The sequence below is a fragment of the Mesorhizobium sp. M0522 genome (assembly GCF_040321085.1).
Lineage (GTDB): Bacteria > Pseudomonadota > Alphaproteobacteria > Rhizobiales > Rhizobiaceae > Mesorhizobium.
The window spans coordinates 188,610-213,792 of record NZ_JAMYQW010000006.1 but is presented as its reverse complement, the minus strand read 5'-3'; the positions used below and the strand labels follow the sequence as shown (position 1 = coordinate 213,792).

Annotated in this window: 22 protein-coding genes; 17 read left to right on the top strand and 5 right to left on the bottom strand. The window is 62.5% G+C overall.

What is annotated here, in order from left to right; all coding sequences use genetic code 11:
- Window positions 1-45 precede the first annotated feature (45 nt).
- On the bottom strand, window positions 46-1,623 hold the full coding sequence (locus tag NKI58_RS10650; RefSeq protein ID WP_352785672.1) for a sigma-54-dependent transcriptional regulator: 1,578 nt from the start codon (window positions 1,621-1,623) through the stop codon (window positions 46-48).
- Window positions 1,624-1,775: 152 nt separating this feature from the next.
- Between NKI58_RS10650 and NKI58_RS10645 the strand changes: the two genes are divergently transcribed.
- The 6 genes from NKI58_RS10645 to NKI58_RS10620 all read left to right on the top strand — a co-directional run bounded on the left by NKI58_RS10645 (window position 1,776) and on the right by NKI58_RS10620 (window position 7,972).
- Window positions 1,776-3,611 (top strand): M3 family oligoendopeptidase, encoded by a 1,836-nt coding sequence (locus NKI58_RS10645; protein WP_352785670.1) that lies wholly within the window; start codon window positions 1,776-1,778, stop codon window positions 3,609-3,611.
- Between the two features lie 391 nt (window positions 3,612-4,002).
- A complete protein-coding gene (locus NKI58_RS10640; RefSeq protein ID WP_352785669.1) occupies window positions 4,003-4,812 on the top strand; it encodes a helix-hairpin-helix domain-containing protein in 810 nt (269 codons plus the stop codon).
- A 157-nt stretch (window positions 4,813-4,969) separates the two neighbouring features.
- Entirely contained in the window at window positions 4,970-6,121 is a 1,152-nt protein-coding gene (locus tag NKI58_RS10635) for an aminodeoxychorismate synthase component I (protein WP_031211375.1), read from the top strand.
- A complete protein-coding gene (locus tag NKI58_RS10630) occupies window positions 6,070-6,732 on the top strand; it encodes an aminotransferase class IV family protein (RefSeq protein WP_352785666.1) in 663 nt (220 codons plus the stop codon). Before NKI58_RS10635 ends, NKI58_RS10630 begins: the two co-directional genes overlap by 52 nt.
- Before the next feature lie 17 nt (window positions 6,733-6,749).
- The gene (locus tag NKI58_RS10625) at window positions 6,750-7,037 is read left to right on the top strand and encodes a YciI family protein (RefSeq protein WP_023675400.1); all 288 of its coding nucleotides are present in this window, start codon (window positions 6,750-6,752) and stop codon (window positions 7,035-7,037) included.
- Window positions 7,034-7,972: a heme-dependent oxidative N-demethylase family protein gene (locus tag NKI58_RS10620; protein ID WP_352785662.1), complete on the top strand. Its 939-nt coding sequence runs from the start codon at window positions 7,034-7,036 to the stop codon at window positions 7,970-7,972. Before NKI58_RS10625 ends, NKI58_RS10620 begins: the two co-directional genes overlap by 4 nt.
- Here the strand turns inward: NKI58_RS10620 and NKI58_RS10615 are convergent.
- Both NKI58_RS10615 and NKI58_RS10610 read right to left on the bottom strand, forming a co-directional pair.
- A complete protein-coding gene (locus NKI58_RS10615; protein ID WP_352785659.1) occupies window positions 7,969-8,412 on the bottom strand; it encodes a DUF6640 family protein in 444 nt (147 codons plus the stop codon). The two genes, NKI58_RS10620 and NKI58_RS10615, sit on opposite strands and share 4 nt — an antisense overlap.
- 14 nt (window positions 8,413-8,426) lie before the next feature.
- Window positions 8,427-8,753 (bottom strand): MoaF-related domain-containing protein, encoded by a 327-nt coding sequence (locus tag NKI58_RS10610; protein WP_352616241.1) that lies wholly within the window; start codon window positions 8,751-8,753, stop codon window positions 8,427-8,429.
- A 193-nt stretch (window positions 8,754-8,946) separates the two neighbouring features.
- Between NKI58_RS10610 and NKI58_RS10605 the strand changes: the two genes are divergently transcribed.
- From NKI58_RS10605 to NKI58_RS10570, 8 genes are all read left to right on the top strand, one after another.
- Entirely contained in the window at window positions 8,947-9,996 is a 1,050-nt protein-coding gene (locus NKI58_RS10605; protein ID WP_352785656.1) for a LacI family DNA-binding transcriptional regulator, read from the top strand.
- Window positions 9,997-10,154: 158 nt separating this feature from the next.
- A complete protein-coding gene (locus NKI58_RS10600; protein WP_352785653.1) occupies window positions 10,155-11,393 on the top strand; it encodes a hypothetical protein in 1,239 nt (412 codons plus the stop codon).
- A gap of 122 nt (window positions 11,394-11,515) precedes the next feature.
- Complete coding sequence (locus NKI58_RS10595) at window positions 11,516-12,961, top strand: homospermidine synthase (RefSeq protein WP_352785650.1); 1,446 nt, start codon at window positions 11,516-11,518, stop codon at window positions 12,959-12,961.
- 186 nt (window positions 12,962-13,147) lie between these two features.
- On the top strand, window positions 13,148-13,522 hold the full coding sequence (gene omp10 / locus NKI58_RS10590; protein WP_023675394.1) for an outer membrane lipoprotein Omp10: 375 nt from the start codon (window positions 13,148-13,150) through the stop codon (window positions 13,520-13,522).
- 187 nt (window positions 13,523-13,709) lie between these two features.
- Window positions 13,710-15,737 (top strand): 5'-nucleotidase C-terminal domain-containing protein, encoded by a 2,028-nt coding sequence (locus NKI58_RS10585; RefSeq protein WP_352785647.1) that lies wholly within the window; start codon window positions 13,710-13,712, stop codon window positions 15,735-15,737.
- Between the two features lie 150 nt (window positions 15,738-15,887).
- Window positions 15,888-16,952 carry a ferrochelatase gene (hemH, locus tag NKI58_RS10580; protein WP_023675392.1) on the top strand — a complete coding sequence of 355 codons (1,065 nt, stop codon included), beginning with the start codon at window positions 15,888-15,890 and terminating at the stop codon, window positions 16,950-16,952.
- Window positions 16,953-17,083: 131 nt separating this feature from the next.
- Window positions 17,084-18,034 carry an SPFH domain-containing protein gene (locus tag NKI58_RS10575; protein ID WP_352539357.1) on the top strand — a complete coding sequence of 317 codons (951 nt, stop codon included), beginning with the start codon at window positions 17,084-17,086 and terminating at the stop codon, window positions 18,032-18,034.
- Between the two features lie 10 nt (window positions 18,035-18,044).
- Complete coding sequence (locus tag NKI58_RS10570; RefSeq protein ID WP_023675390.1) at window positions 18,045-18,509, top strand: NfeD family protein; 465 nt, start codon at window positions 18,045-18,047, stop codon at window positions 18,507-18,509.
- Window positions 18,510-18,516: 7 nt separating this feature from the next.
- On the opposite strand, the gene NKI58_RS10565 is transcribed toward NKI58_RS10570, so the two are convergent.
- A complete protein-coding gene (locus tag NKI58_RS10565) occupies window positions 18,517-19,518 on the bottom strand; it encodes a KpsF/GutQ family sugar-phosphate isomerase (protein ID WP_023675389.1) in 1,002 nt (333 codons plus the stop codon).
- 177 nt (window positions 19,519-19,695) lie between these two features.
- Here NKI58_RS10565 and NKI58_RS10560 point away from each other — a divergent pair, with 177 nt between their 5' ends.
- Window positions 19,696-21,435 (top strand): outer membrane beta-barrel protein, encoded by a 1,740-nt coding sequence (locus tag NKI58_RS10560; protein ID WP_502896702.1) that lies wholly within the window; start codon window positions 19,696-19,698, stop codon window positions 21,433-21,435.
- Window positions 21,436-21,567: 132 nt separating this feature from the next.
- Here NKI58_RS10560 and galU read toward each other — a convergent pair whose 3' ends face one another.
- Complete coding sequence (galU, locus tag NKI58_RS10555; RefSeq protein ID WP_023675387.1) at window positions 21,568-22,473, bottom strand: UTP--glucose-1-phosphate uridylyltransferase GalU; 906 nt, start codon at window positions 22,471-22,473, stop codon at window positions 21,568-21,570.
- A gap of 207 nt (window positions 22,474-22,680) precedes the next feature.
- Here galU and NKI58_RS10550 point away from each other — a divergent pair, with 207 nt between their 5' ends.
- Entirely contained in the window at window positions 22,681-23,907 is a 1,227-nt protein-coding gene (locus tag NKI58_RS10550; protein ID WP_023675386.1) for a lytic murein transglycosylase, read from the top strand.
- Between the two features lie 26 nt (window positions 23,908-23,933).
- A complete protein-coding gene (locus tag NKI58_RS10545; RefSeq protein WP_352633669.1) occupies window positions 23,934-25,181 on the top strand; it encodes an SGNH/GDSL hydrolase family protein in 1,248 nt (415 codons plus the stop codon).
- The last annotated feature ends 2 nt before the right edge of the window (window positions 25,182-25,183 follow it).

Below are 25,183 nucleotides of genomic sequence, written 5' to 3'. Positions count from 1 at the left end.
TTGCGTGGAATGATGTCCGGATGAGAACCGGCCTGGCCCTATGACTCAGGAAGCGAGCCGTTCGACGCGGCCGGTTTCCGGGTCGATGCCGTATTCCTTGAGCTTGCGGTAGAGCGTCGACCGGCCGATGCCGAGGCGGCGGGCGACTTCGCTCATCTGGCCGTTATAGTGATCGATGGCGAGCTTGATCATTTCGAGTTCGACGTCGGCCAGCGCACGCACATTGCCGCGCTCGTCGAGCGCCCGCAGCGTGCCGAAACGAGGCTTGGCTGGTGCATCGGCGTCGGCGGCTGCGATGCCGCCAGCGGCCGATATGTTGTCGCGCGGCTGGCTGCCCGAAGCCACTCCGGAAGCTGGCCACCCTGGAGTTGGCCCCCCTGAAGCTGGCCACCCTGGAGCTGGCAAGGCGATACCCGAATCGAGATTGACCGTGCCCTCGACTTGCGCCCGGATCTGCGGGAACTCTTCTTCGGTCAGCATGTCGCCGTCGGCAAGCACCGAAGCCCGGAAGACGGCATTTTCGAGCTGCCTTATATTGCCCGGCCAATCATAGGCCTGCAGCATGGCAAGCGCCGCAGCCGAGATGCCCCGCAGGCGGTGGCGCGGATCGGCGGGTGCCACCTTCTCCATGAAGTGCTCGACCAGATAGGGGATGTCGTCGCGACGGTCGCGCAATGGCGGCACGAAGATCGGATAGACGTTCAGCCGGTAGAACAGGTCCTCGCGGAACTTGCCGTCCTTGACCTGCTGCAGCAGGTTGCGATGGGTTGCCGAGATCAGCCTGATGTCGACCCTGACGGTCGAGCGCCCGCCAACCGGATCGACCTCGCCGTCCTGTACGGCGCGCAACAGCTTGACCTGCACGTCGAGCGGCAGGTCGCCGATTTCGTCAAGGAACAGCGTGCCGGTGTGCGCTTCGACGAACTTGCCGGTATGTTTTTCGGTGGCGCCGGTGAACGAGCCCTTCTCGTGCCCGAACAGGATCGATTCGACCAGATTGTCGGGGATGGCGCCGCAATTGACGGTGACGAAGGGTTTCGAGCGGCGGTCGCCGCTGCCCTGGATGGCGCGCGCCACCAGTTCCTTGCCGACGCCGGATTCACCTTCGATCAGGATCGGAATGTTGGACGCCGCCGCCTTGCGGCCGAGCCGGATCACCCGATCCATCGCCGGACTGTGGGTGATCATGTCCTTGAACGTCAGATGGCCGCCGCGCTGCCGTGACGAGCGCTTCAGTTCGCCTTCGAGCGCTTCGACCTTGAGGGCGTTGCCGATCGACGCCTGCAGCCTGTCGGGAGAGGCCGGCTTGACGACGAAGTCGAAGGCGCCGTGACGCATTGCCGAAACGACGGTTTCGATGCCGCCCTGCGCGGTCTGCACGATGACGGGAATGTGGATGCCACGCTCGCGCATCGCCTTCAGCACGCCGATGCCGTCGAGGCCGGGCATCATAAGGTCGAGGATGACCACAGAGACGTCGCGCGCATTGGGCCCGTCGACGAGATCGAGACCGGCCTCGCCGCCATCGGCGACGATCGCGGTGTGGCCGAATTTCGTCACCGCCGCCTCGAGCAGCCTGCGCTGCACGGGATCGTCATCGACTATGAGTATGGAAGCTGCCATGACTGATCCGACCGTGCCCGCCCGAGAATGCGCCCTATGGATCATCTTGGCACAGGGTTCTAAATAAGCTTTCAAAAAACCCGGTGAATGAATTCCTTAGGATTTGACCGGCTTCTCGTTTCCTCGAATTTTTGTGTCTGGAAGGATCGGCAATGCGCATGGTTTTTGCTCGAAAGCTGGCGGCGGCGCCCGGTCAGGGCGTGGCGGAGCTTGGCGACCTGCCGGAATGGAATCTGGCCGATCTCTATTCGGGCATGGAAGCGCCCGAGTTGAAGCGCGACATCGCCAAGGCCGCCGCCGATGCCATCGCCTTCGAGAGCCGTTGGAAAGGCACGCTCGCCGCCGAGGCCGGGCGTGGCAGCGCCGGCAGGCTGGGCGAGGCGCTTCAGGCCTATGAAGCGCTGGAGGAGCTGATCGGCCGGATCGTCTCCTATGCCGGGCTTGTCTATGCCGGCAACACGTCGGATCCACAGCGCGCCAAGCTCTATGGCGACATCCAGGAAAAGATGACCGATGCCAGCGCGCACCTGCTGTTTTTCGCGCTCGAGCTGAACCTCATCGAGGATGGCGCGATCGAAAACGCACTCGCCGCCGATCTCGCTTTCGCCCACTACCGGCCCTGGGTGCTCGATCTGCGCAAGGACAAGCCCTATCAGCTCGAAGACCGTATCGAGCAACTCTTCCACGAAAAGTCGATCACCGGGCGCGGGGCCTGGAACCGCCTGTTCGACGAGACGATGACCGATTTGCGCTTCGACGTCGACGGCGAGGAGCTGACGCTGGAGCCGGCGCTCAATCGCCTGCAGGACGCAGACGGCGAGGTGCGCCGCCGGGCGTCCGAGGCGCTGGCCACGACATTCCGCAAGAATTTGCGCGTCTTTACGCTGGTCACCAACACGCTGGCCAAGGACAAGGAGATTTCTGACCGCTGGCGCGGCTTCGAGGACATTGCCGATTCCCGCCATCTCGCCAACCGCGTCGAACGCAGCGTAGTGGATGCACTCGCCGCCGCGGTTCGCGACGCCTATCCGCGCCTGTCGCATCGCTATTATGCGATGAAGGCGCGCTGGCTCGGCATGGAGGTGATGAACCACTGGGACCGCAATGCGCCCCTGCCGGAGACCCCGCAGGCGGTCATCGGCTGGGACGAGGCCAAGAACACCGTGCTTTCCGCCTACCAGCGCTTTTCGCCCGACATGGCGGAGATCGCCAGATCTTTCTTCGACCGCAACTGGATCGATGCACCGGTGAGACCCGGCAAGTCGCCTGGCGCCTTCGCGCATCCGACCGTGCCTTCGGCGCACCCCTATGTGCTGCTCAACTACATGGGCAAGCCGCGCGACGTGATGACGCTGGCGCACGAGCTCGGCCACGGCGTGCACCAGGTGCTGGCCGGCGGCCAGGGCGCCTTGATGGCGTTGACGCCGCTGACGCTGGCCGAAACCGCATCGGTGTTCGGCGAAATGCTGACCTTCCGCTCGCTGCTCGAGCAGACCACCGACAAGCGCGAACGCAAGGCCATGCTCGCCCAGAAGGTCGAGGACATGATCAACACGGTCGTGCGCCAGATCGCCTTCTACGAGTTCGAGCGCAAAGTGCATGCCGAGCGCAGGAGCGGCGAACTGACCTCCGACAAGCTCGGCCAGTTCTGGTTGGAAGTGCAGGCGGAAAGCCTCGGGCCGGCGATCAAGCTGCGCGAAGGGTACGAGATTTTCTGGACCTATATCCCGCACTTCATCCACTCGCCTTTCTACGTCTATGCCTATGCATTCGGCGATTGCCTGGTGAACTCGCTCTACGCGGTCTACCAGAACGCCGAGCGCGGCTTTCAGGAGAAATATTTTGCCATGCTGCGCGCCGGCGGCACCAAGCATCATTCCGAGCTTCTAGCGCCGTTCGGCCTCGACGCGGCCGACCCTGCCTTCTGGCAGATCGGGCTTGGCGTGATCAGCGGACTGATCGACGAGCTGGAAGCACTGGACAATTGATGCGCAACACTGGGTGATGCGCAACACCGGATGACCGGGTTTTCCAGAACAGTTTAGCTGCAATGCATATTGGCGATGGTTCTATTCTTGTCTTGGATATTTGTTCTTAAATAACTTTCCATGGAAGTTTTCCGTTAGATTCCCGTAAGCTGTATGATAGCGTCCGCCCTCAAGCTCAGCCGGGCACGAATGGATCCGGTCGGAAAATCCCGACCGGTCATGGCGTGTCGGCGGATGCGACAACGGTTGTTGGCCAGGGGCAAACCGGTCGCCGACAGCTCGATCGAAGCCGGCTGTTCTGCAAATTGCGGAACCACCATCGAATGGTCCTTCGCCGAGGTCATGGCTCCACAGGCCAGGGCGGACGGATCGGACTGGAGAGAGAAAGACAATGGGCACTTTTTTCTACATGCTCCTGGCGTTCCTGGTAGGTGTGTTGGTTGGCTGGTTCATTTGGGGACGCCTGCGTGGCGAACTCGACAGTTTGCGCGGCGATCTAGACCGCACGCGCAGCGAACGCGACAGATTGCGGGCCGATAGCGACCGTCTGACCGGTGAGTTGGATGCATGCGGCCGCGCCCGCGCCGATCTCGAACGCCGGCTGGGCGAGGCGAAAACCACCCAGGCGCCAACCGCGAAGGCGGCAACAGCCAAGGCGCCAGCCGCCAAGACCGGCGCGACCAAAGCCGCGATGCAGGCGCCGTCAACGCTGATGTCGACATCCGGACCGGCCAAACCGGCGCCGAAGAAATCTGCAACGGCGAAGGCCGCGACCGCGCCACGCGCAAGTGCCGCGAAAACGGCAACACCGAAACCGCCTGCATCGAAAGCGAGCGCCGCGCCGACGACCGCGCCAGCGGCAAGCAAGGCTGCGCCGGCGGCAAGCAAGGCCGCGCCATCTGCAAAGAAAGCCGCGACCGGCAAGGCAACAGCCACCGCGGCAGGCAAAGCCAACGATCTGCGTCGCCTGATCGGCATCGGCCCGACCAACGAGCGGCTGCTCAAAGGGCTTGGGGTCACGACCTATGCCCAGATCGCCGCCTGGACACCCGACGATGTCAAGCGGATCGAGGCGACGTTGAATTTCGACGGCCGTATCGAACGTGAACGCTGGATCGAGCAGGCGAAACTGCTTGCCGCCGGTGACGAGAAGGAATTTGCGCGCCGCTTCCCGACCGCGGGGGAAGCCAGCAACACCTGATCCATCGCAAGGTGGCATTTTGGAACAAGGCGGCGCCCACTGGCGCCGCATTTGTTTTTGCCGCCGCGCCTTTGCGTCTTGAGACGCCGCTCCCTCGATTGCACACGGTCGAGCCCCCATATAGATCGATCGCTGGTGACCGCAGCATTCGAGCCTTATGTCCCTGCCCCTGCCCTTTGCAATTTTCAGGAACGACGAGACCGCGCGGCAGCTCGTTTTCGACCGGCCGGCCGAGATAATCGCAGCGCATGGCGAGGCGGACTTTTTGCCTGCGCTGGAAGCCGCGCAGGTAGCACATGACGGCGGCAAATGGCTGGCCGGTTATTTCTCCTACGAGGCCGGTTACCTGCTCGAACCCAAGCTCGTTCCGCTGCTGCCGGCCGGCCGCCGCGCCCCGCTTTTCTGCCTCGGCGTGTTCGACGCGCCAGTCGAGGAGACGATCGCGCCAGGCGATCTGCCGGCTAGCAACGGCCCAATCTTCGACGCCAAGGCAGCCTGGTCTTCGGACGACTACGCCAAACGCTTTGCCAGGCTGCATGACCATATCCGCAAGGGCGACTGCTACCAGGGCAATCTGACCTTTCCGGTCCACGCACAATGGTCGGGCGATCCGCTGGTCGCCTTCGACGCGCTGACCGAACGCCAGCCGGTGAAGTATGGGGCGCTGGTCGCGCTCGGCGATCCGATCGTCTTGTCGCGTTCGCCCGAACTGTTCTTCGAGGTGGACGCGGAAGGCATGATCGAGACGCATCCGATGAAGGGCACCGCGCCGCGCGGCGCAACAAAAGCCGAGGACGATCGCCTGAAAGCGTTCTTGCGCAACGACGAGAAGAACCAGGCCGAGAACCGGATGATTGTCGATCTCCTGCGCAACGACATTTCACTGATCAGCGAGGTTGGCACGCTCGATGTGCCGGAGCTTTTCCGCATCGAGAGCTACCCGACCGTCCACCAGATGGTGAGCCGTGTGCGGGCGAAACTCTTGCCCGGCCTCGCCATCCGCCAGATTTTCGCCGCGCTGTTCCCCTGCGGCTCGATTACCGGCGCACCGAAGATCCGCGCCATGGAGATCCTGCGCGAGCTGGAAAGTGGCCCGCGCGATGTCTATTGCGGCGCCATAGGCTGGATCGCGCCCGGCGGCCGGATGCGCTTTTCGGTGGCGATCCGCACCATCTCGCTCTTTGCCAATGGCGAGGCGGTCTACAATGTCGGCGGTGGCGTCGTCTTCGATTCGACAGCCGAAGAGGAGTACCAGGAGTGTCTGCTGAAAGCCCGTTTCGCGACGGGAACACTGCCGATTTCGAACTGATCGAAACAATGCGCTGGGAACCCGGCTCTGGTTTCCTCCGTTTCGACCGCCATCTCGCGCGGCTTTACGGCTCGGCAAGCGAACTCGGTTTCGCCTGCGATCCGCAAAGGGTCGGCGAAGCGCTGATGAATGCGGTCGGCCACCAACAGATCGCGTTGCGCACACGCCTCGTCCTGTCGCGCAAGGGCGAAGTCGCGGTTTCGGCGCAGCCTTACGAGCCGCTCGCCGCAGACAAGGTCTGGACACTTCAACTGGCACGGGTGCGGCTTGATTCGAGCGACACGCTGCTGCGTCACAAGACCAGCCGCCGACAATCCTATATACGCGCCCGCGCCGAATATCTCGCCGGCCGCGCCGACGAGGTGCTGCTCGCCAATGAGCGCGGCGAAATCTGCGAGGGCACGATCACCAATGTCTTTGCCGATTTCGGTGACGGCGTGCTGGCCACGCCGCGGCTCGATTGCGGCCTGCTGCCTGGCGTCCTGCGCGGCGAACTGCTGGATCAAGGCCGCGCCGGTGAAGCGGTCTACACGTGGAACGAACTGCAATCGGCCAAGGCGCTGTTCGTCGGCAACTCGCTGCGCGGATTGATCCCGGCGCGGCTGGGCTGAAGCATCTGGAGACAACAATGTTCGTGGTTTCGCTGAACTACAAGGTGCCGCTGACCGAGATCGACCGGCTGCAGCAAGCGCATGTCGAATGGCTGAAGGCCTGCTATGCGCAAGGTATCTTTGTCGCCTCCGGGCCAAAGCGGCCAAGGACCGGCGGCATCATCATCGCGCGCGGTCCACGCGAGGAGCTCGATGCCAGACTGGCGGACGATCCCTTCGCCAAGGCAGGTGCCGCCGATTACGAAATCACCGAATTCACGGCGAGAATGGCCGCCGCCGCACTGGAAGCCTACAAAGAGGCATGAGCTTCCGCCCGCCGACCCACACACCCTATGACGGCTCGTCGAAACTGTTCACCATCGGGCTGAAGCCGCTCAATCTCGATAGCTGGATCGAGGTCGACGAATATCTGCTGCCCTATCTTGCCGAGAAACGCCGGCTTTATGCGGAAATTCCCGGCAAGGTTTTTGTCGAGGGGCAAACAACGCGCGACGCTCAGCGCGAAGTGCTCGATCTGCTCGGTGCGCATCTGGCGGCGAACTTTCCTGAGACCCACAGGCGTACCGACAATGCGATCGAGGTGATCGGCGGAATCGACAATCTCGAGGGCTCAGGCACCTCAGCTTCTTTCACCGATGCGCCGCTTGTCGCGGCCTCGTTGCTCGTCCAGGAGGATTTGATCCTGATGCGCCGCGACGACAGCGGCTGGCGTCTGGCGGCCGGCTCGCTCTGCTTCCCGTCGTCATGGTCGCTGACCGAAAAATTCGGCAAGCCGCTGCAGCAGATCCACGCGCCGGTACCGGGTTTCGGCCCGGGCACACGCCCGGCCGATCTCATCAACCGCATGTTCGACGGCCTCCAGGGCCAAGCCATCGAGCGCTACAACTGGTCGATCCAGGCGGGCGACGCGCTCTACCATCCGCTCTCCAACCTCGAACGCATCGACCGCGCCAGCAGTCGCCCGTCGAGATTCCCGGATGGCGACATCGACGCCCATGCCTTTATCCGCGTCGAGCGGCAGACGCTGAGAAAGCTCCCCGTTTCGGGCGACGTACTCTTCACCATCCGCATCCATCTCGACCCGCTCGCCGTGCTGGAACGCCACCCCGACCGCGCGGCGCTCGCGGCGTCCTTGGCCGAACAACTTCTGGCGCTGGACGAGGCACAACTCGACTACAAGGGGATGACCGCCGACCGTGACCGGCTGGTCGCGTGGCTCAGGGCGCTAGTGCTGTCCTAAATAGCAGCCACGCCCAGCAGCAGGATCGCGGACATCGCGGTAAAGACGGTGACGTTGACATCCCACCGCCAGCCCGCCGGTCCAAACGGCGGCCGGAACGGCAGATAGCCGTTCTCGTCATACAGCACGCCGCCATAGATCGGCCGCGAGAGCATGGCCGCGAAGAATGCTCCATACATAGCCGCGGCCAATCCCCCGGCGAGATAGAGCCGCTCGGCTTCGAGTTGTCCCTTGATCCAGATAAGTCCGAGCGCAATCAGCGCCACACCGGTGTAGCTCAGCACCTGCCAGACGACATGAAACCGGGCGTGTGGGGTCCACAACGGATTGGTTGCATGTGTGGCGTTGAAGTCGGCTTTGATCGTCGCTACACCGTAGCCCACGTTCGCGACGCTTAGCAGAATTCGGGCAAGCAGATGACTATCGTAAGCGAGCTCCATCGCATTTTCCTCCCTTATGCAGGAACGACTTGAATGGCACCCTGGGCACAGAAGAGCTGCCCATCGGCCAGCCGCGCATAATTATGGACAATCCCCTTCTCGTGATCCTGCAACTGCACGATGAAGTTGCCGCTCTGCTCCGTCCAGCTCGCGAGCACGAGATTCGGGCGTACGCTGGTCAGGTCGACCTTGACCACCTCGTCGATTTCGGTGGTCCCGATCGACGCCTGGATATGCAATTCCTGCGGCGAGAAAAACGTCAGCCGTGGTACGAAGGGGCCGAAAACGCAGTCGAAAGTCTTGCCGACGAGCGAAGCTGGAAAAGCATCGGTTTCTGCCATCATCCTCTCCTTGGCATGGCCGCTGCGGCCACGCCATTTGACGATTCTCGGTGTCGCAGTCGCATAAACATTCCGAATATATGCCCTTGGAGCGCTCCAAGGAATACGATCCGCCTATTTCGGTTTTGAGTCAATAAAATTCTTGGAGCGCTCCAAAAAATGGTCTACCTCAGGAAAAACGAGTGAATCGCCAATGCCAACCCTAGCCGATGTCGGCAAGGCTGCCGGAGTTTCCCGGGGGACTGTCTCCAACGTCTTCAACCGGCCGGAGCTGGTCAGGCCCGAATTGCGCGAGCGCGTCGAAGCGGCCGCGCGAGCGCTCGGGTTTGGCGGCCCCGATCCGAAAGGACGATTGCTGCGGCACGGCAAGTTCAATGCCATCGGGTTCATGCCGCCTGGCGCCTACGCCATCTCCGAAGTGATGAGAAGCCCCTATGGCCGCGAGCTGGTGCTCGGCGTTTCGCTCGCCTGCGACGAGGCTGGAACGACGCTCAGCCTTGTAAACGGCACCGATGACACGCGCTTCGCCAGCATCCGCGATGCGCTGGTTGACGGCTTTATCCTTGGTCACAGCGCCGATATCGGTCTCATAATTTCGGTCCAGAGACGGCGTCTGCCCTTCGTCATTCTCGAAAGCGACGCAGGTCCCGACATCAATTCGATAAAGATCGACGGCTGGAGCGGCGCGGTAGCTGCCGTCCGGCATTTGATCGGGCTGGGGCACCGGCATTTTGCCATCCTTTCGGTGCGCCGGACTCCCGGCCCGCCGATTGTCCACATGCCCGGACAGGCAACGCGCCCGCTTCTGGCCGGCTTCCCGCTCGACGATGAAAGGCTCGATGGTTTCAAACAGGGTTTGGCGGAGGCGAATTTGTCGATCGACGATGTCCCGATCATCGAGACGATACCAGGCGAGCCGTCTGCCGGAGCAGTGGTGTTCGACAGGGCGCCTGAAGCAACCGCGATCCTGACCATGTCGGATTGGCAGGCGATCACAATACTGGACGAGGCGGTTCGCCGCGGCATCGACGTGCCGGGCCACGTATCGGTCGTTGGCTTCGATGGGACCGCTGAATCCGCACGCACCACGCCTCCGATGACCACTGTGGCGCAAGACGTGATCGGAAAAGGCAGGCTGGCCGCCCGAATGGTTCTTGACAATGAGGCCCCCCGCCAGGTCGTTCTGCCGGTAGAACTGGTGGTTCGAGCCTCCACGGCCGGGCCGAGGGCAAAAGTCCGCTGAAACGCGCGGATGCGCCATCCGCATCAGGGGCGGCGCTGGCAGCGTCTTTTCGCTAAGCAGCGTCTGACACTGAACGGGGCACAACTTGACTATAAGGGCCTGACAGCCGACCGTGACTGTCGGCGGAAGACAACTGTAACTTGTGGCTTGGGGGAACAATGATCCAGCATCTTGGCAGGCCGGTCACGTTCATGGCCGCGATCCTGGCACTGTCGACAGCAGCTGAGGCGGAGCCGGTGACTTATGCCGGCAAGCTTGGAAAAAGCGATATCGTCGTCGAATTCACCGGCGACCCCGCGACCGCCGACGGCCCGCTGGCCGGCCGCTACTTCTACCGCTCGAAGGGCGTCGATATCCCGCTGCAGGCCAAGTTGCAGAAGGGCAGCAAGTTCGAACTGGCCGAGGAGGAGGCATGCGGCGCCGATAATTGCGATGACGGAAATGCCGCGCCGATCGCCGCTGTGTGGCGCCTGGCCTCATCCAGTAACGGCAAGACCCTTGAAGGCAGCTGGAACGGAAAGAGGGCGCTGCCGCTCAGATTGGAACGGGTCGCAAGTCGGCAAGGGACCGGGAACGAGCCCAGCACCCCGCTCGATCTCTACGATTTCAGCTTCATGAACTTCTTCGGCAATGACACGCCGCTCACCATGGAAACGTCCCCTTATGACTATCTGCGGATGGACACTCAGCTCGATAACGGCAAGACGACTGGTTGGCCGGACGCAACCTACCGCTATGTCGTCGACCCCCGCACCAAATTCGCCACGCCGCGCATTGTCGAACTGTCCGGCAACGTTCCGATCGAGGCCGCGAATGCTCTGCTGCAAGACAGGCACTGGCGCGCCAACATCGGCGCACTGGGCTGCGTGGCGGCGCAATATGCCGGTTTCAACGAAGGCGGGCCGATTGACGGTGTAAACGACGGCACCCTCGGAGGCTATGAGGACAGCACATTCGAAGTGACCTCGCTGACTCCGCGGCTGATGAGCTGGCGGGAGTCCGGCAGCATCTTCTGCGGCGGAGCGCATCCGACCAACTATTCGGACGCCTACATCATGGATGTACGGGGCGGCGTCCTGCTTGGCCTTCAGGACATTTTCTTGGATACGGTGGATGGCAAGCCCGGTCCTTCCCTCGCCTCCTTGGTCAAGCAGCGGCGCAAGAAACCGATCGATCAGACCGATATCGATCACGAAGCCGAATGCGGCATGGACGATCTCATCGGCGAATATCTAGCGGTCAGCCTCTGGCGTGAGGGCGACAAGCAGGTTCTGGTTTTCGGGCTCCAGACCCTGCCGCATGCCATCCAGGCCTGCGCCGACGATCTGCTGGAACTGCCGGTCTCCGAGGCACGTGACCTCTTCAAGCCTGCATTCGCAAGACTGGTCGAGCCGTAGCCGGGATGGCGCGGCGGGAGGCCGGCCGTCCGCTTTTCGCTTTATTGTGACAATGATCTATGGTTTGTCGCGCCGCGGCCAAGCCGCTGTTCCGAAGCGTTTTTTGAGGGAGTAATCGATAAATGGCGAATGAAAACTGGCCCGTTTACGGTGAGATCACCGGCCCTGTAGTGATGATCGGCTTCGGCTCGATCGGACGGGGAACGCTGCCGCTGATCGAGCGCCATTTCAAATTCGACAAGTCGCGCATGACGGTCATCGACCCGCGCGACGCCGACCGCAAATTGCTCGACGAGCGCGGCATCACTTTCATGCAGGATGCAGTGACCAAAAAGAACTACAAGAAGCTGCTGACACCGCTTTTGACCAATGGCGGCGGCCAGGGCTTTTGCGTCAACCTGTCGGTCGACACTTCCTCGCTCGAGTTGATGAAGCTCTGCCGCAAGCTTGGTGTCCTCTATATCGACACGGTGGTCGAGCCCTGGCTCGGCTTTTATTTCGACGAAAAGGCCGACAACGCCTCACGCACCAACTATGCGCTGCGCGAGACCGTACGTACTGAAATCGCGAAGAACCCGGGCGGCACCACGGCGATCTCGTGCTGCGGCGCCAATCCGGGAATGGTCTCGTGGTTCGTCAAGCAGGCACTGGTCAATCTCGCCACAGATCTTGGCCTCGACTTCTCGGAACCCGCGCAGCACGATCGCGAAGGCTGGGCCAGGCTGATGAAGAAGGCCGGCGTCAAGGGCATCCATATCGCCGAGCGCGACACCCAGCGCACCAAGAAGCCCAAGCCGATGAACGTGTTCTGGAACACCTGGTCGGTCGAAGGCTTCATTTCGGAAGGGCTGCAGCCGGCCGAGCTCGGCTGGGGCACGCATGAGGCGTGGATGCCGAAGAACGCCAAAAGCCACAAGAACGGTTCGAAGGCCGCGATCTATCTGGAGCAGCCCGGCGCCAATACACGCGTGCGCACATGGTGTCCGACGCCCGGCCCGCAATACGGTTTCCTGGTGACACACAACGAAGCGATCTCGATTGCCGATTTTTTCACGCTGCGCGGCAAGAAGGGCAAGGTGCAATACCGGCCGACCTGCCATTACGCCTATCATCCCTGCAACGACGCCGTGCTGTCGCTGCACGAGATGTTCGGTGTCGCCGGCAAGGCTCAGCCCGTGCATCACGTGCTCGACGAAAATGAACTGGTCGATGGCGTCGACGAACTCGGCGTGCTGCTCTACGGCCACGCCAAGAACGCCTACTGGTACGGCTCGCAGCTGTCGCTGGCCGAGGCGCGCAAGCTGGCGCCCTATCAGAACGCCACCGGCATGCAGGTCACGTCGGCGGTGCTGGCCGGCATGGTCTGGGCGCTGGAAAATCCCGAGGCCGGCATCGTCGAAGCCGACGAGATGGATTACAAGCGCTGCCTCGACGTGCAGAACCCATATCTCGGGCCGGTCAGGAGCTATTATACCGACTGGACGCCGCTCGACAATCGGCCTGGTCTGTTTCCCGAGGATCTCGACACCAAAGACCCGTGGCAATTCCGCAACATCCTCGTTCGATAGCAGCGTTGCCTCGACACTCCGCCAGCTTGCAATCGCCCGGAAATCGGGCGATTGAAGAGGGGCGGCCTAGAGCGACGTGCGTCCATTTGGACGCACAAAGTACGCTCTAGCACTTTGAATGTGCGCATCGTGCTTTCCGAAAATCGGATCGATTTTGGGCCGATGCGAGAGGAGAGGATCTTGAAGATGACGATTGCGCAAAGACTGCTTTCGGCTGGCATTGCCGCGGCCGCTACGGTCGCGTTGGCGGCCTGCACGACAACCGGCTCAGGCGAGCCGCCGGTGATCACGGCCAAGGGGGTTGAAGGCTCCTGGATCGACGCGCAGGGCACGGGCTTGTCGACCTTCAAGGGCGGCAGCTTCGCGACCGTCGCCACCGATACCGGCCAGAAGCTTGCCGATGGCAGCTACACCATGACCGGCGGCACCTCGGTCGAGATCCATGGCACTTCGCTGATCCGCCAGACGCCAATCAGCTTCAACTGCTTGATGGTCTCCACCAGCCAGCTCAATTGCACCAGCGCGAGCGGACAGAATTTTGTGCTGACCAGGCGCACCTGAAATCCTTCCGAATTTACTTTGCACAAGGGCGGCGGCTTCAAGCCGTCGTCTTCTTGCGCCGGCAAAGCTGATGCCGATTTCAGCTTGCATCGACTGAAACGCGATGTGAACATGGCCTGAGAGGGCTGTTACATCCCAGTCAAACAAGAGCGTTAACGCCACTGGTCAAGTCACCCGGGAGACGAGAATGAAGAAGATTGCTGCCATCGCCGCGCTGTCGGCATCGGCGCTTGGCCTGTCGGCTGGGGTATCCTTTGCCGACTACACGCTCAACATCCTGCACATCAACGACTGGCACAGCCGCATCGAGAGCAACAACAAGTACGAATCGACCTGCTCGGCCGAGGAGGAGACCAAGGGCGAATGCGTCGGCGGTGCCGCCCGCCTGGTCACCGCGATTGCGCAGGAGCGCAAGAAGCTGGAGGGCCAGAACGTGCTGCTGCTCAGCGCCGGCGACAATTTCCAGGGCTCGCTCTTCTACACGACCTACAAGGGCAAGACCGAGGGCGAATTCCTCAACCAGATGAAATTCGACGCCGAGGCGCTTGGCAACCATGAGTTCGACGATGGCGAGTCGGCGCTGGCGCCGTTCCTCGACATGATCAAGTTTCCGGTGCTCGGCGCCAATGTGAAGGCCAATGCGCAATCCAAGCTCGGCGACCGCGTCAAGCCGTCGATCGTGGTCGAGGTCGGCGGCCAGAAGATCGGCATTGTCGGCGCGGTCACCAACGACACGCCGGAGCTTGCCTCGCCTGGCCCGAACATCGCCATTGAAGATGACGTCAAGTCGATCACCGCCGAGGTCGAGAAACTGAAGCGAGAGGGCGTCAACAAGATCATCGCGGTCACCCATATCGGCTACAAGCGCGAGCGCGACGTGATCGCCAATATCCCGGGCATCGACGTGGTGGTCGGCGGCCACAGCCATTCGCTGCTGTCCAACACCGACCCCAAGGCGGAAGGCCCATATCCGACGATGGTCGACAATCCGGACGGTTACAAAGTGCCTGTCGTGCAGGCGGCGTCCTATTCGAAATATCTCGGCGAGTTCAAGGTCGTGTTCGACGACAACGGCGTCGTCAAGGAGGCAAGCGGCGATCCCATCCATCTCGACAAATCGATCACGCCCGACCCCGCCGTGCTTGCTCGCATCAAGGAACTCGGCGCGCCGATCGAGGCCTTGAAGAACAAGGAAGTCGCCGAGACCACCAAGGCGATCGACGGCAGTCGCGAAAACTGCCGCGCCCGCGAATGCGAGATGGGCAATCTGGTCTCCGACGCCGTCCTCGACCGGGTCAAGGGCCAAGGTGTCGAGATCGTCATCTCGAATGGCGGCGGCTTGCGCGCCTCCATCGACCAGGGCACCGTCACCATGGGCGAGGTTCTCACCGTCCTGCCGTTTCAGAACACGCTGGCGACCTTCCAGATCTCCGGCAAGGATTTGGTTGCCGGCCTCGAAAGCGGCCTCAGCCAGGTCGAGGACGGCGCCGGGCGCTTCCCGCAGGTTGCCGGCCTGAAATATGCGTTCGACAAATCGGCGCCGCCTAACGGACGCGTCAAATCGGTCGAGGTCATGGAAGGCGGCGCCTGGACGCCGATTAAGCCGGACAAGGATTACCTGGTCGCCACCAACAACTATGTCCGCCAGGGCGGCGACGGCTACAAGGTGTTCGCCGAGAAGGCCAAGAACGCTTATGATTACGGCCCGGGGCTGGAACAGGTCGTCGCCGACTACCTAGGCGCGCACCGGCCCTATACGCCGAAGCTCGACGGCCGCATCACCGAGATCGCCGCGACCGTGGCCCCGGCCGCAGAACCTGCCAACCCTGCCGAACCGCCAAAGCCTGCTCAGGCTGCGCCGGCAAAGCCTGCTGAGCCGGCAATGCCCGAAATGCCGGCCGGCTCTGGCGACATTTCCAAAACACCACCGGCCGTCCCGGCTGAAACAGCGCCGGCACCCGCACCCGCCGAGCCGGCCCAGCCGGCGGCACCTGCGGCTCCGGCCACACCGGCTCCGGCGACCCCTGCTCCGGCTGAGCCGGCACCGGCCGAAAGCAGCCATGTAATCGTCGCCGGCGATACCTATTGGGATCTCGCGGTGAAGGCTTATGGCGACGGCACCAAATGGAAAATAATCTCCGATGCCAACAAAGCCTACGAGCCACGCCGCCTTCCGGTCGGCGCAACCTTGACGATCCCGGCGGCCTCGAAGTAATCCAGCCGCAGGAACGCAATGCACCCGCCCGGCAGACCGGGCGGGTGTTGCATTTCTGGGATAAGGTGCGGCCAGACGCAGCATTTGAAAACCGGCGCGGCATCGCTACTTTCGCCGCGGCACCGTTGGTTCGCGGTGTTGGAGAACCTCATGACGCTTGCCAACCCTGCTGAAATCAAAGCCGAGAAGACTGCCGCCTCGCCGTCGGCAGGGCGCCCTCTGGTCAGGACCGGCAAGGTCGGCGTCATGCTGATCAATCTCGGCACCCCGGACGGCACCGGCTTCAAGCCGATGTGGCGCTACCTCCGGGAGTTCCTGTCCGATCCGCGCGTCATCGAGCTCAACAAGGCGATCTGGTATCCGATCCTCTACGGCGTGGTCCTCACCACCCGGCCGAAGAAATCAGGGGCCAACTATGCCAGGATATGGAACCGGGAGCGCAACGAGTCGCCGCTGCGAACCTACACCCGCGCCCAGGCCGAGAAGCTCGGGCTCGCGCTCGGCGAGCTACCCAATGTCGTCGTCGACTGGGCGATGCGCTACGGCAACCCTTCGACCGAGAGCGTGGCCGAGAGACTGGTCGAGCAAGGCTGCGACCGCATCCTGTCTTTCCCGCTCTATCCGCAATATTCGGCGACGACGACTGCGACTGCCAACGACCAGCTGTTTCGCGCGCTGATGAAGATGCGCCGCGCCCCGGCCATTCGCAGCGTGCCACCCTATTACAACGAGCCGGCCTATATCGAGGCGCTCGCCCGTTCGATCGAAAAGCATCTGGCGAGCCTCGGATTCGAACCGGAAATTGTCATCGCTTCCTATCACGGCATTCCGAAACCCTATTCCGATAAGGGCGACCCCTACCAGGCCCATTGCCTCGAGACGACCCGACTGCTGCGCGAAAAGCTCGGCTGGGATGAAAACAAGCTGATTACCACCTTCCAGTCGCGCTTCGGCGCGCAGGAGTGGCTGCAGCCCTACACCGACAAGACGGTCGAAAGACTAGGGCGCGAAGGCGTGAAATCGGTCGCCATCGTCAATCCAGGATTTTCCGTCGACTGCATCGAGACGCTGGACGAGATCGGCAGGGAAGCGTCCGAGACCTTCCATCATGCCGGCGGCGAAAAGTTCGCACACATCCCTTGCCTCAACGACAGTGCCGAGGGCATGGCGGTGATCGAGGCGATGGTGCGGCGCGAGCTGTCCGGCTGGGCCTGAACAGATCACCCGTCTATGCACCCGCAATCCGTGATCACCTGATTGTAACATTGCTGAAACACACTTAAGTGTTTGATGGGAATCGGTCGCGTGGAATATCCAACATGGCCGGCCTTTGAGGGGAGAGCCAAATGGGTTTCAGTGGTTTTGATATCGCGCTTCTTGTTCTTGTCGCCCTTGTCGTGCTGGTGCTTATCAAGGGCATTCGAACAATTCCGCAAGGCTATAATTATACCGTCGAACGTTTTGGCCGTTACACCAAGACATTGAACCCAGGCCTCAACCTGATCGTGCCTTTCGTCGACCGTGTCGGCGCCAAGATGAACATGATGGAGCAGGTGCTCGACGTTCCGACGCAGGAGATCATCACCCGCGACAATGCCACCGTTGCCGTCGATGGCATCGCCTTCTATCAGGTGCTCAACGCGGCGCAGGCCGCCTACCAGGTCTCCGGCCTGCAGAATGCGATTCTCAATCTCACGATGACCAACATCCGCACCGTGATGGGCTCGATGGACCTCGACGAACTTTTGTCGAACCGCGACGCCATCAACGAGCGCCTGCTGCGCGTCGTTGACGAGGCGGCGCATCCCTGGGGCATCAAGATCACTCGTGTCGAGATCAAGGACATCAACCCGCCGGCCAATCTCGTCGAATCGATGGGCCGACAGATGATGGCCGAGCGCAATAAGCGCGCGCAGATCCTCGCCGCCGAAGGCCTCAAGCAATCGCAGATCCTGGAGGCCGAAGGCCGCAAGGAAGCCGCCTTCCGCGATGCCGAGGCGCGCGAGCGCTCGGCCGAGGCTGAAGCACGCGCCACGCAGGTGGTGTCGGAGGCGATTTCCAAAGGCGACGTGCAGGCGCTCAACTACTTCGTCGCGCTGAAATACACCGAAGCGCTGACCAGGATCGGCTCAGCGACAAATAGCAAGCTCGTGCTGATGCCGATGGAGGCCTCATCGCTGATCGGCACGCTCGGCGGTATTGGCGAAATCGCCAAGGAAGTTTTCCGAAGCGAAGGCACCGCCGGTGCCGCACGACAGGCCGCCCGCCCGCCGGTCGTTCGTCCGAGCGAAACCTGAGGCCACAGCCATGCTCGACCGCATTGTTTCCGAACTCGGCCCGTGGAGCTGGATGGTCCTCGGCTTCGTCCTGCTGGTAATGGAGGTCATCGCGCCGGGCATTTTCATGCTGTGGATCGGCATTGCCGCGCTGTTGATCGGCGTCGTCTCACTGCTCATCTGGGATGCCGGTTTCTGGACCTGGCAAGTCCAGGTCCTCGCCTTCCTCGCGCTGTCGCTGGTCTCGGCCTATGTCGGCAAGCGGCTGGTGGGCGGGCGCCATGATGAAACCGACCAGCCCCTGCTCAACCGTCGCGGCGCACAGATGGTCGGCCGGACGGCGACCCTTGCCGAGCCGATCAAGGACGGGCGCGGCCGCGTAAAGCTGGGCGACACGTTGTGGCGCGTCTCCGGTCCTGACCTGCCGGCCGGCACGCAAGTGCGCGTGACGGGCGCCGCTGATACCGACCTGGAACTGACGGTCGAGGCGGTCTAGAAGCCCGCTAGGCAGCACCGATGCGCAGCAGGTCGTGCAGATGGACGAGCCCGATCGGCCGCCTGCCTTCGACCACCATCAGGCTGGTGATAGCCGAGTCGTTGATCGTCTGCAGCGCCGTCGCAACAAGCGTGTCGGGCGCGGCCATTTTCGGCTCTCTGGTCATCACCTGATCGACGCTCATTGCCAGGAGATCGCTGCCGATATGGCGCCTGATGTCGCCATCGGTGATGATGCCGATCAGCTTGCCGTCCGCGGCAGTCACGGCCACGCAGCCAAACCCCTTGCGCGACAATTCGAGGATTGCCTCGCGCATGCCGGTACCTGACGACACCAGCGGCAGCCTGTCGCCGACATGCATGATCTCGCGGATCTGCGTCAGGTTGGCTCCGAGCTGGCCGCCGGGATGGAACGTGCGGAAATGGTCCGGGGTGAAGCCGCGTGCCTCGAGCAGCGCTATGGCCAGCGCATCGCCCATCACCATTTGCAATAGTGTCGAGGTCGTCGGCGCAAGCCCGTGCGGGCAGGCTTCCGGTGCTCGCGGCAGCAGAAGCACAACGTCGGCCGCGCGCGCCAGAGCCGATTTTTCACCCGCGGTGACCGCGACCAGCGGGATCGAGAAGCGCCTCGAATAGGCGATGATGCCCTTGAGCTCAAGGCTTTCGCCCGACCACGAAAGCGCGATTATGGCGTCGTTTCTGGCGATCATGCCAAGGTCGCCGTGATTGGCTTCGGCAGGGTGGACGAAAAAGGCGGGCGTGCCGGTCGAGGCTAGCGTTGCGGCGATCTTCGAGCCGATATGGCCGCTTTTGCCGACCCCGGTGACGATGACGCGGCCATCGATCTGCGACACCATGCCGACGGCTCGTGCGAACGGCTCGGCCAGCCCGTTTTCGAGAGCGTCTGCCAGTGCCGCGACGCCGGCCTGCTCCGTCGCCACGGTTCTCAGCGCCGAGGCAATCGCGGCCTGCCCGTCATGCCGCTTCCTGTCTGGGGATTTCACGTCCATGGACGATGCGATTAGCGCTTCGGCGCGCGCCTGTCCAACGGAATTGCCGTCCCGAACCTCCTGACGGGCTATGCCTCAACGCTCCGTTAACCATCCCCATTTACGGTTTCGTAAGTATGGCGCGCGTGCGCCGCGCAAGCAGTGGTGCCGATGTCCGGGTTTCAGCCTCAAAACAAAATGGGACGAAAGGGCAAGGCGGTCTGCGCTTTGCTGCTGGCAACCAGTGTCTTTGCGTTGTCGCGGCCGGCACTGCTTTGCGCCCAGGAAACCGAGCTGCGCGGCGAGGTTTCGGAATCGACAATCCTGGACGACCAGCAGTACAAGATCAGGCAATCGAGCATAGCCGGAACCCAAGCCGCGCAGGCTGCTGCAACCGCCAACGACAATACGCCGCTGCCTACCTATCGCCCGGCCAGCCAAGGGGCGTTGCCTGACGACGGCACGGGCGAGGCGGCCAAAACCGGCGGCACTTTCGATCAACCAGCGGCCATCGGCGATCCATTTCCCGACAACCCTGCTCCGCCCCCCCGACGGCGGCCAAGCGCGACGCAACGCGCCGCCAATGCGGCCAACGCCGAAGACGAGACCGCTGACAGCCAGAAGCGCAAGAGAACCGCGACTGCAGCCGCGGCGGCGACCGACGACACCGATACCGCCGCCATAGACGAGCAGGATACGGTCAACCGCCGTGCCGTCACCATCGATTCCGCCGAGAGGCTCAAGCTCGACCCCGGCGCCGAGCGCACCGAAGCCATCGAAGGCCAGGACAACAAGAACGAGGACGACCCGTTCGCCGCCACCGGCATCAAGCTCGGCTCCTTCGTGATCCGGCCGACGCTCGAGCAAGGCCTGACGTCTTCGACAAACGCCGATTCGAGCAGCCTCGGCAAGCCGGCCTTGCTGTCGGAAACGACGCTGCGCTTCAACGCCGTCTCCGACTGGCGGGAGAATTCGGCGACGGTTGAGGGCTATGGCATCTTCCGCGAAACCTTGTCCGGCTATGACATTCACGAGGCGCAAGGCCGCGTCGACGGCACACTCAACATCGATCTCGACAATGATCTGCGCGCCATCGCCAAGCTGGGCTATGAGGCCTTGCCCGAATCGGCCTCGGCGCCGGACGCGGTCGTCGGCGCCGTTGGCCAGCCGGTGCGCCAGACCGTGAACGGCAGTCTCGCCGTCGAGAAGGATGCCGGCAAAATGCGCTTCGCGCTGACTGGCGCGGTCGAGCACGACATCTTTGGCGACGCCAAGCTTTCGTCGGGCGGATCGCTGTCGCAGAAGGGCCGCGACTCGACGCTCTACACGGCCATTTTGCGTACCGGTTACGAGATCTCGCCTGCCATCACCCCGTTCACCGAAATCGAGATCGGCCGGCGCGCTTATGATTTGCGCGTCGATCCAAACGGCTTCCAGCGCTCCTCGACCAGGCTTGGCGCACGGGCCGGCGTCGAGCTCGATCTCCGCGAGAAGCTTAGCGGCGAGTTCTCGGTCGGCTGGCTGCGCGAAGCTATCGACGACGATGCCCTGCCGGCTATTTCGGGCGCGACGGTCAATGCCGATCTCAAATGGTCGCCGGAACGCGGCACCACGATCGGGCTCACCGCACAGACGACCGCCGAGAACACGACGAATGCGGGCGAAAGCGGCGACATGCTCTATTCCGGCAGCCTCACCGGCGAGCGGCAGATCCGCGCCAACCTGACCGGAAATGCCGCTCTCGGCCTTGAATGGCGCGACTATACCGGCTCCGACGATCATGATTTGACGCTGAGCGCCGAGGCTGGGCTGACGTGGTGGCTGAACCGCTACACCGGGCTCACCACCCGCGCCAGGACTGAAAAACTGACCAGCAACCTGGTTGGGCGCGACTACACGGCCAACAGTATCTTCGTCGGCTTGAAGTTGCAGCGCTAAATGCATGTCGCGCAAAAGTGTGCAGCGGTTTTGCGATAACGACTTGCGTAAAACAAGAACCTAAAGCGCGTCGCATGAGGCCGGTCGAACGCGGCGCGCTTTAGCCGATCAGCGCGGCAACCGGTGTTGAAACTACAAGGCTACGCCGCGGCGTTCTGACGGCGCGAGTTCGTCGAGAAGCGTGCGAATGACACCGGCCATGCTGGCATTCATGTCTCTGCGCCACAGTGCGAAGGCAACGTTGGCCTCGACGAAGCCTTCGGGCGAGCCGCAGTCGAACGTCCGCCCGCGGTAGTGGTAGCCGTAGAAGGACTGTTGCTTCTGCAGCTTCAGCATTGCATCGGTGAGCTGGATCTCGTTGCCGGCGCCTTTTTCCTGACCTTCGAGTATCTTGAATATCTCCGGCTGCAGGATATAGCGCCCGTTGATGTAGAGGTTCGACGGCGCCGTGCCGGTCTTCGGCTTTTCCACCATGCCGGTGATGCGGAAACCGTGATGCGCGTCCTCGCCGCGGCCGACAATGCCGTATTTGTGCGCCTCGGCCGGATCGCATTCCTGCACGGCGACGATGTTGTTGCCGGTCTCGGCGTAAAGCTCGACCATGTCCTTCATGCAGCTTTTTTCCGACTGCATGATCATGTCGGGCAACAGCAGCGCAAAGGGCTCGTCGCCGACGAGCTCGCGCGCGCACCAGACGGCGTGACCAAGGCCGAGCGGTACCTGCTGGCGGGTGAAGCTGGTCTGCCCCGGCGCCGGCTGCAGCCGCTGCAGGCGGGCGAGCTGGTCGTCCTTGCCGCGCTGCGCAAGCGTGTCGTAGAGCTCGAACTGGACATCGAAGTGATCCTCGATGACCGCCTTGTTGCGGCCGGTCACAAAGATGAAATGCTCGATCCCGGCTTCGCGCGCCTCATCGACCACATACTGGATGACCGGCCTGTCGACGACCGTCAGCATTTCCTTGGGAATGGCCTTGGTGGCGGGGAGAAAGCGCGTGCCGAGACCGGCAACCGGGAACACTGCCTTGCGAACTCTCTTCATGTGCCAATTATCCATTTGCATGACTGTTCGGCAATCCCGATTCGAGACATTTTCATGCCGAAATCGAGGATTACTGAACGGCGGGTCAGAAATCTCAGCTGGTAAAGCATTGACGCATCTTTTCACCCCGGACGACACCTATGGTAAACCAAATGCTAACCGGGTTCGGCGATGAATAGTCTTCCTGAGATGAAGAAGGAGGAAAAGATGTCCGTTCGCAACGCCGCAAGGCGCTTCACCAGCGTCCTGACGGCCGCCAGCCTCTCGCTTGCCTTGCTCATGCCCAGCGGGTCGGCTTTTGCCGATGCCGGCTTCCGCCAATGGGTCGCCAGCTTCCGTGCTACCGCCGTGGCGAGCGGCGTTTCCGGCTCCGTCTACGACCAGGCATTCAAGGGCATCAACGATGCTGACCCGGTGGTGCTGGAAAAGGCCCGTACTCAACCCGAATTCACCGCACCCGCTTGGGATTATTTCGACAACCGCGTCCATGACCAGTCGGTCGCCGTCGGCCAGCAGATGGCAAGGAAATGGAAGCCTTGGCTGGACAGGATCGAGGCAAGATACGGCGTCGACCGCTACATCCTGCTGGCCATCTGGTCTATGGAATCGAACTACGGCGAAACCCTCAAGCGCGATGATATCATGCGCAATGTGGTGCGCTCGCTGGCGACGCTTGGTTATGCCGACCCGAAGCGAGCGAAATTTGCCCGCACCCAGCTGATCGCGGCGCTGAAGATCCTGCAGACCGGCGACATCGACGAAAGCCATCTCAGCGGCTCATGGGCCGGCGCGATGGGCCATACCCAGTTCATCCCCACCAGCTACCAGTCCTATGCGGTCGATATGGACGGCAACGGCAAGCGCGACATCTGGAATTCGATTCCCGACGCACTGGCGACAGCCGCCAATTTGCTGAGGAAGAACGGCTGGCAAGCAGGCAAGACCTGGGGTTATGAGGTCAGCCTTCCGGACGGCAAGAAGCTGCCCGGAGGCTCGAAGTCGCTGTCGCAATGGCAGGCGCTGGGGGTCAGCCGTGCCAACGGCAAGCCGTTCAAGAACGGTGCGGACAAGGCGACGTTGAAGCTGCCCGGCGGCCGCGGCGGGCCGGCTTTCCTGATGATCAAGAATTTCTCGGTCATCAAGCGTTACAACAATGCCGACAAATATGCGCTCGCCGTGGGCCTTCTTGCCGACGAAATTGCCGGCTATGGCGGGCTTGTGCAGGACTGGAAGCGACCGTTTACCAAGCTCTCCTTCGAGGAAAGGCAGGAGCTTCAGAAGCGACTTTCCGAGCACGGCTATTACGACGGCAAGTTCGACGGCAAGATCGGTGACGGATCGAAAACCGCCATCATGGCCTTCCAGGCAAAGGCCGGCTTGACCCAGGACGGGTATCCGAGCAAGGAAGTGCTCAAATGGCTCAGGCAGAACTAGAGCCGGTTGCGGGATGGAGAGGGTGATTGGTTTCGGCTGCGCGCATCCGGTTAATCGTTCGTCGCGTGCCGATCCTGGTTCTGGCGATCGCCGTTCTGGCAGTCGGCGCCGCCAGTGCCTTTCATACCTCGGCCATGGCGCAGGAGCCGGAAAGTCGTGGCTGGTCGCTGCGCGACCTGTTGTTTCCGCGCAGAAGCGAGCGGTTTGAGCAGCCGCCGCCCGAATTCCAGAGAGAATTCCAGAGAACAAAGCCCAGGCCCAAGCTGAGAAAGCCCCGGTCAGTTCGCCGGCCGCCGCCGGCCGAGCCGACAACCCCGGTGGCCGAGAAGGCGCCGGATGCACGCGTCGTTCTGGTGGTCGGCGATTTCATGGCGTCTGGGCTGGCTGAGGGGCTCGACGCCGCCTTTGCCGAGAACACCGGCGTCAGGATCGTCGTCCGTGCCAACGGATCGTCCGGCTTCGTGCGTGACGATGTCTACAACTGGCCAGACCAGGTCAAGTCGCTGATCGCTGCCGAAAAACCGGCAGCCGTCGTCGTCATGCTCGGATCCAACGACCGGCAGCAGATGCGCGTCGGCGATGTGCGCGAGCAGCCGCGATCCGAAAACTGGACCAAGGAATACGAGCGCCGGACCGAAGCGTTCGGCAAGGCCATCGCAGCAACCAAGGTGCCGTATCTGTGGGTTGGCATGCCGGCCTTCCGGGTCTCGAAAATGACCTCCGACATGCTGGCCTTCAACGACATCTTCCGCTCGTCCGCCGAAAGCCACGGCGGCGAATTCGTCGACGTCTGGGACGGGTTCGTCGACGAGAACGGCGCCTTCATCACCAGCGGACCGGACATCAACGGCCAATCGGTGCGCCTGCGCTCCGACGACGGCATCAACATGTCGAAGGCCGGCAAGCGCAAGCTCGCCTTCTATACCGAAAAGCCGCTGATGAAGATCCTTGGGCTGGCCGCGCCGGGAAGCGTGGTGACAGCGTCTGCCCCGGCCGGCGCTCCCGTCGAGGCGCCGTCACCTGCTGCCGCACCGATAGCTGTCGATCGCACCGTGCCGATGCTGCTCAGCGATCCGGCGCTGGACGGCGGCTCGGAACTTCTCGGCGCCGCCCCGCCGGCAAAAGCGGACAAGCATTTGCCGGGCGAAAGGCTTGTCATCGAGGGCAAGGCGCCCGACGCCTCACCGGGCCGTGCCGACGATTTCTCGTGGCCACCCAAGACACAGCCTGCGACGGCGGCCGCATCCGATACGACGACGGCGATCCGCCAGTAAAC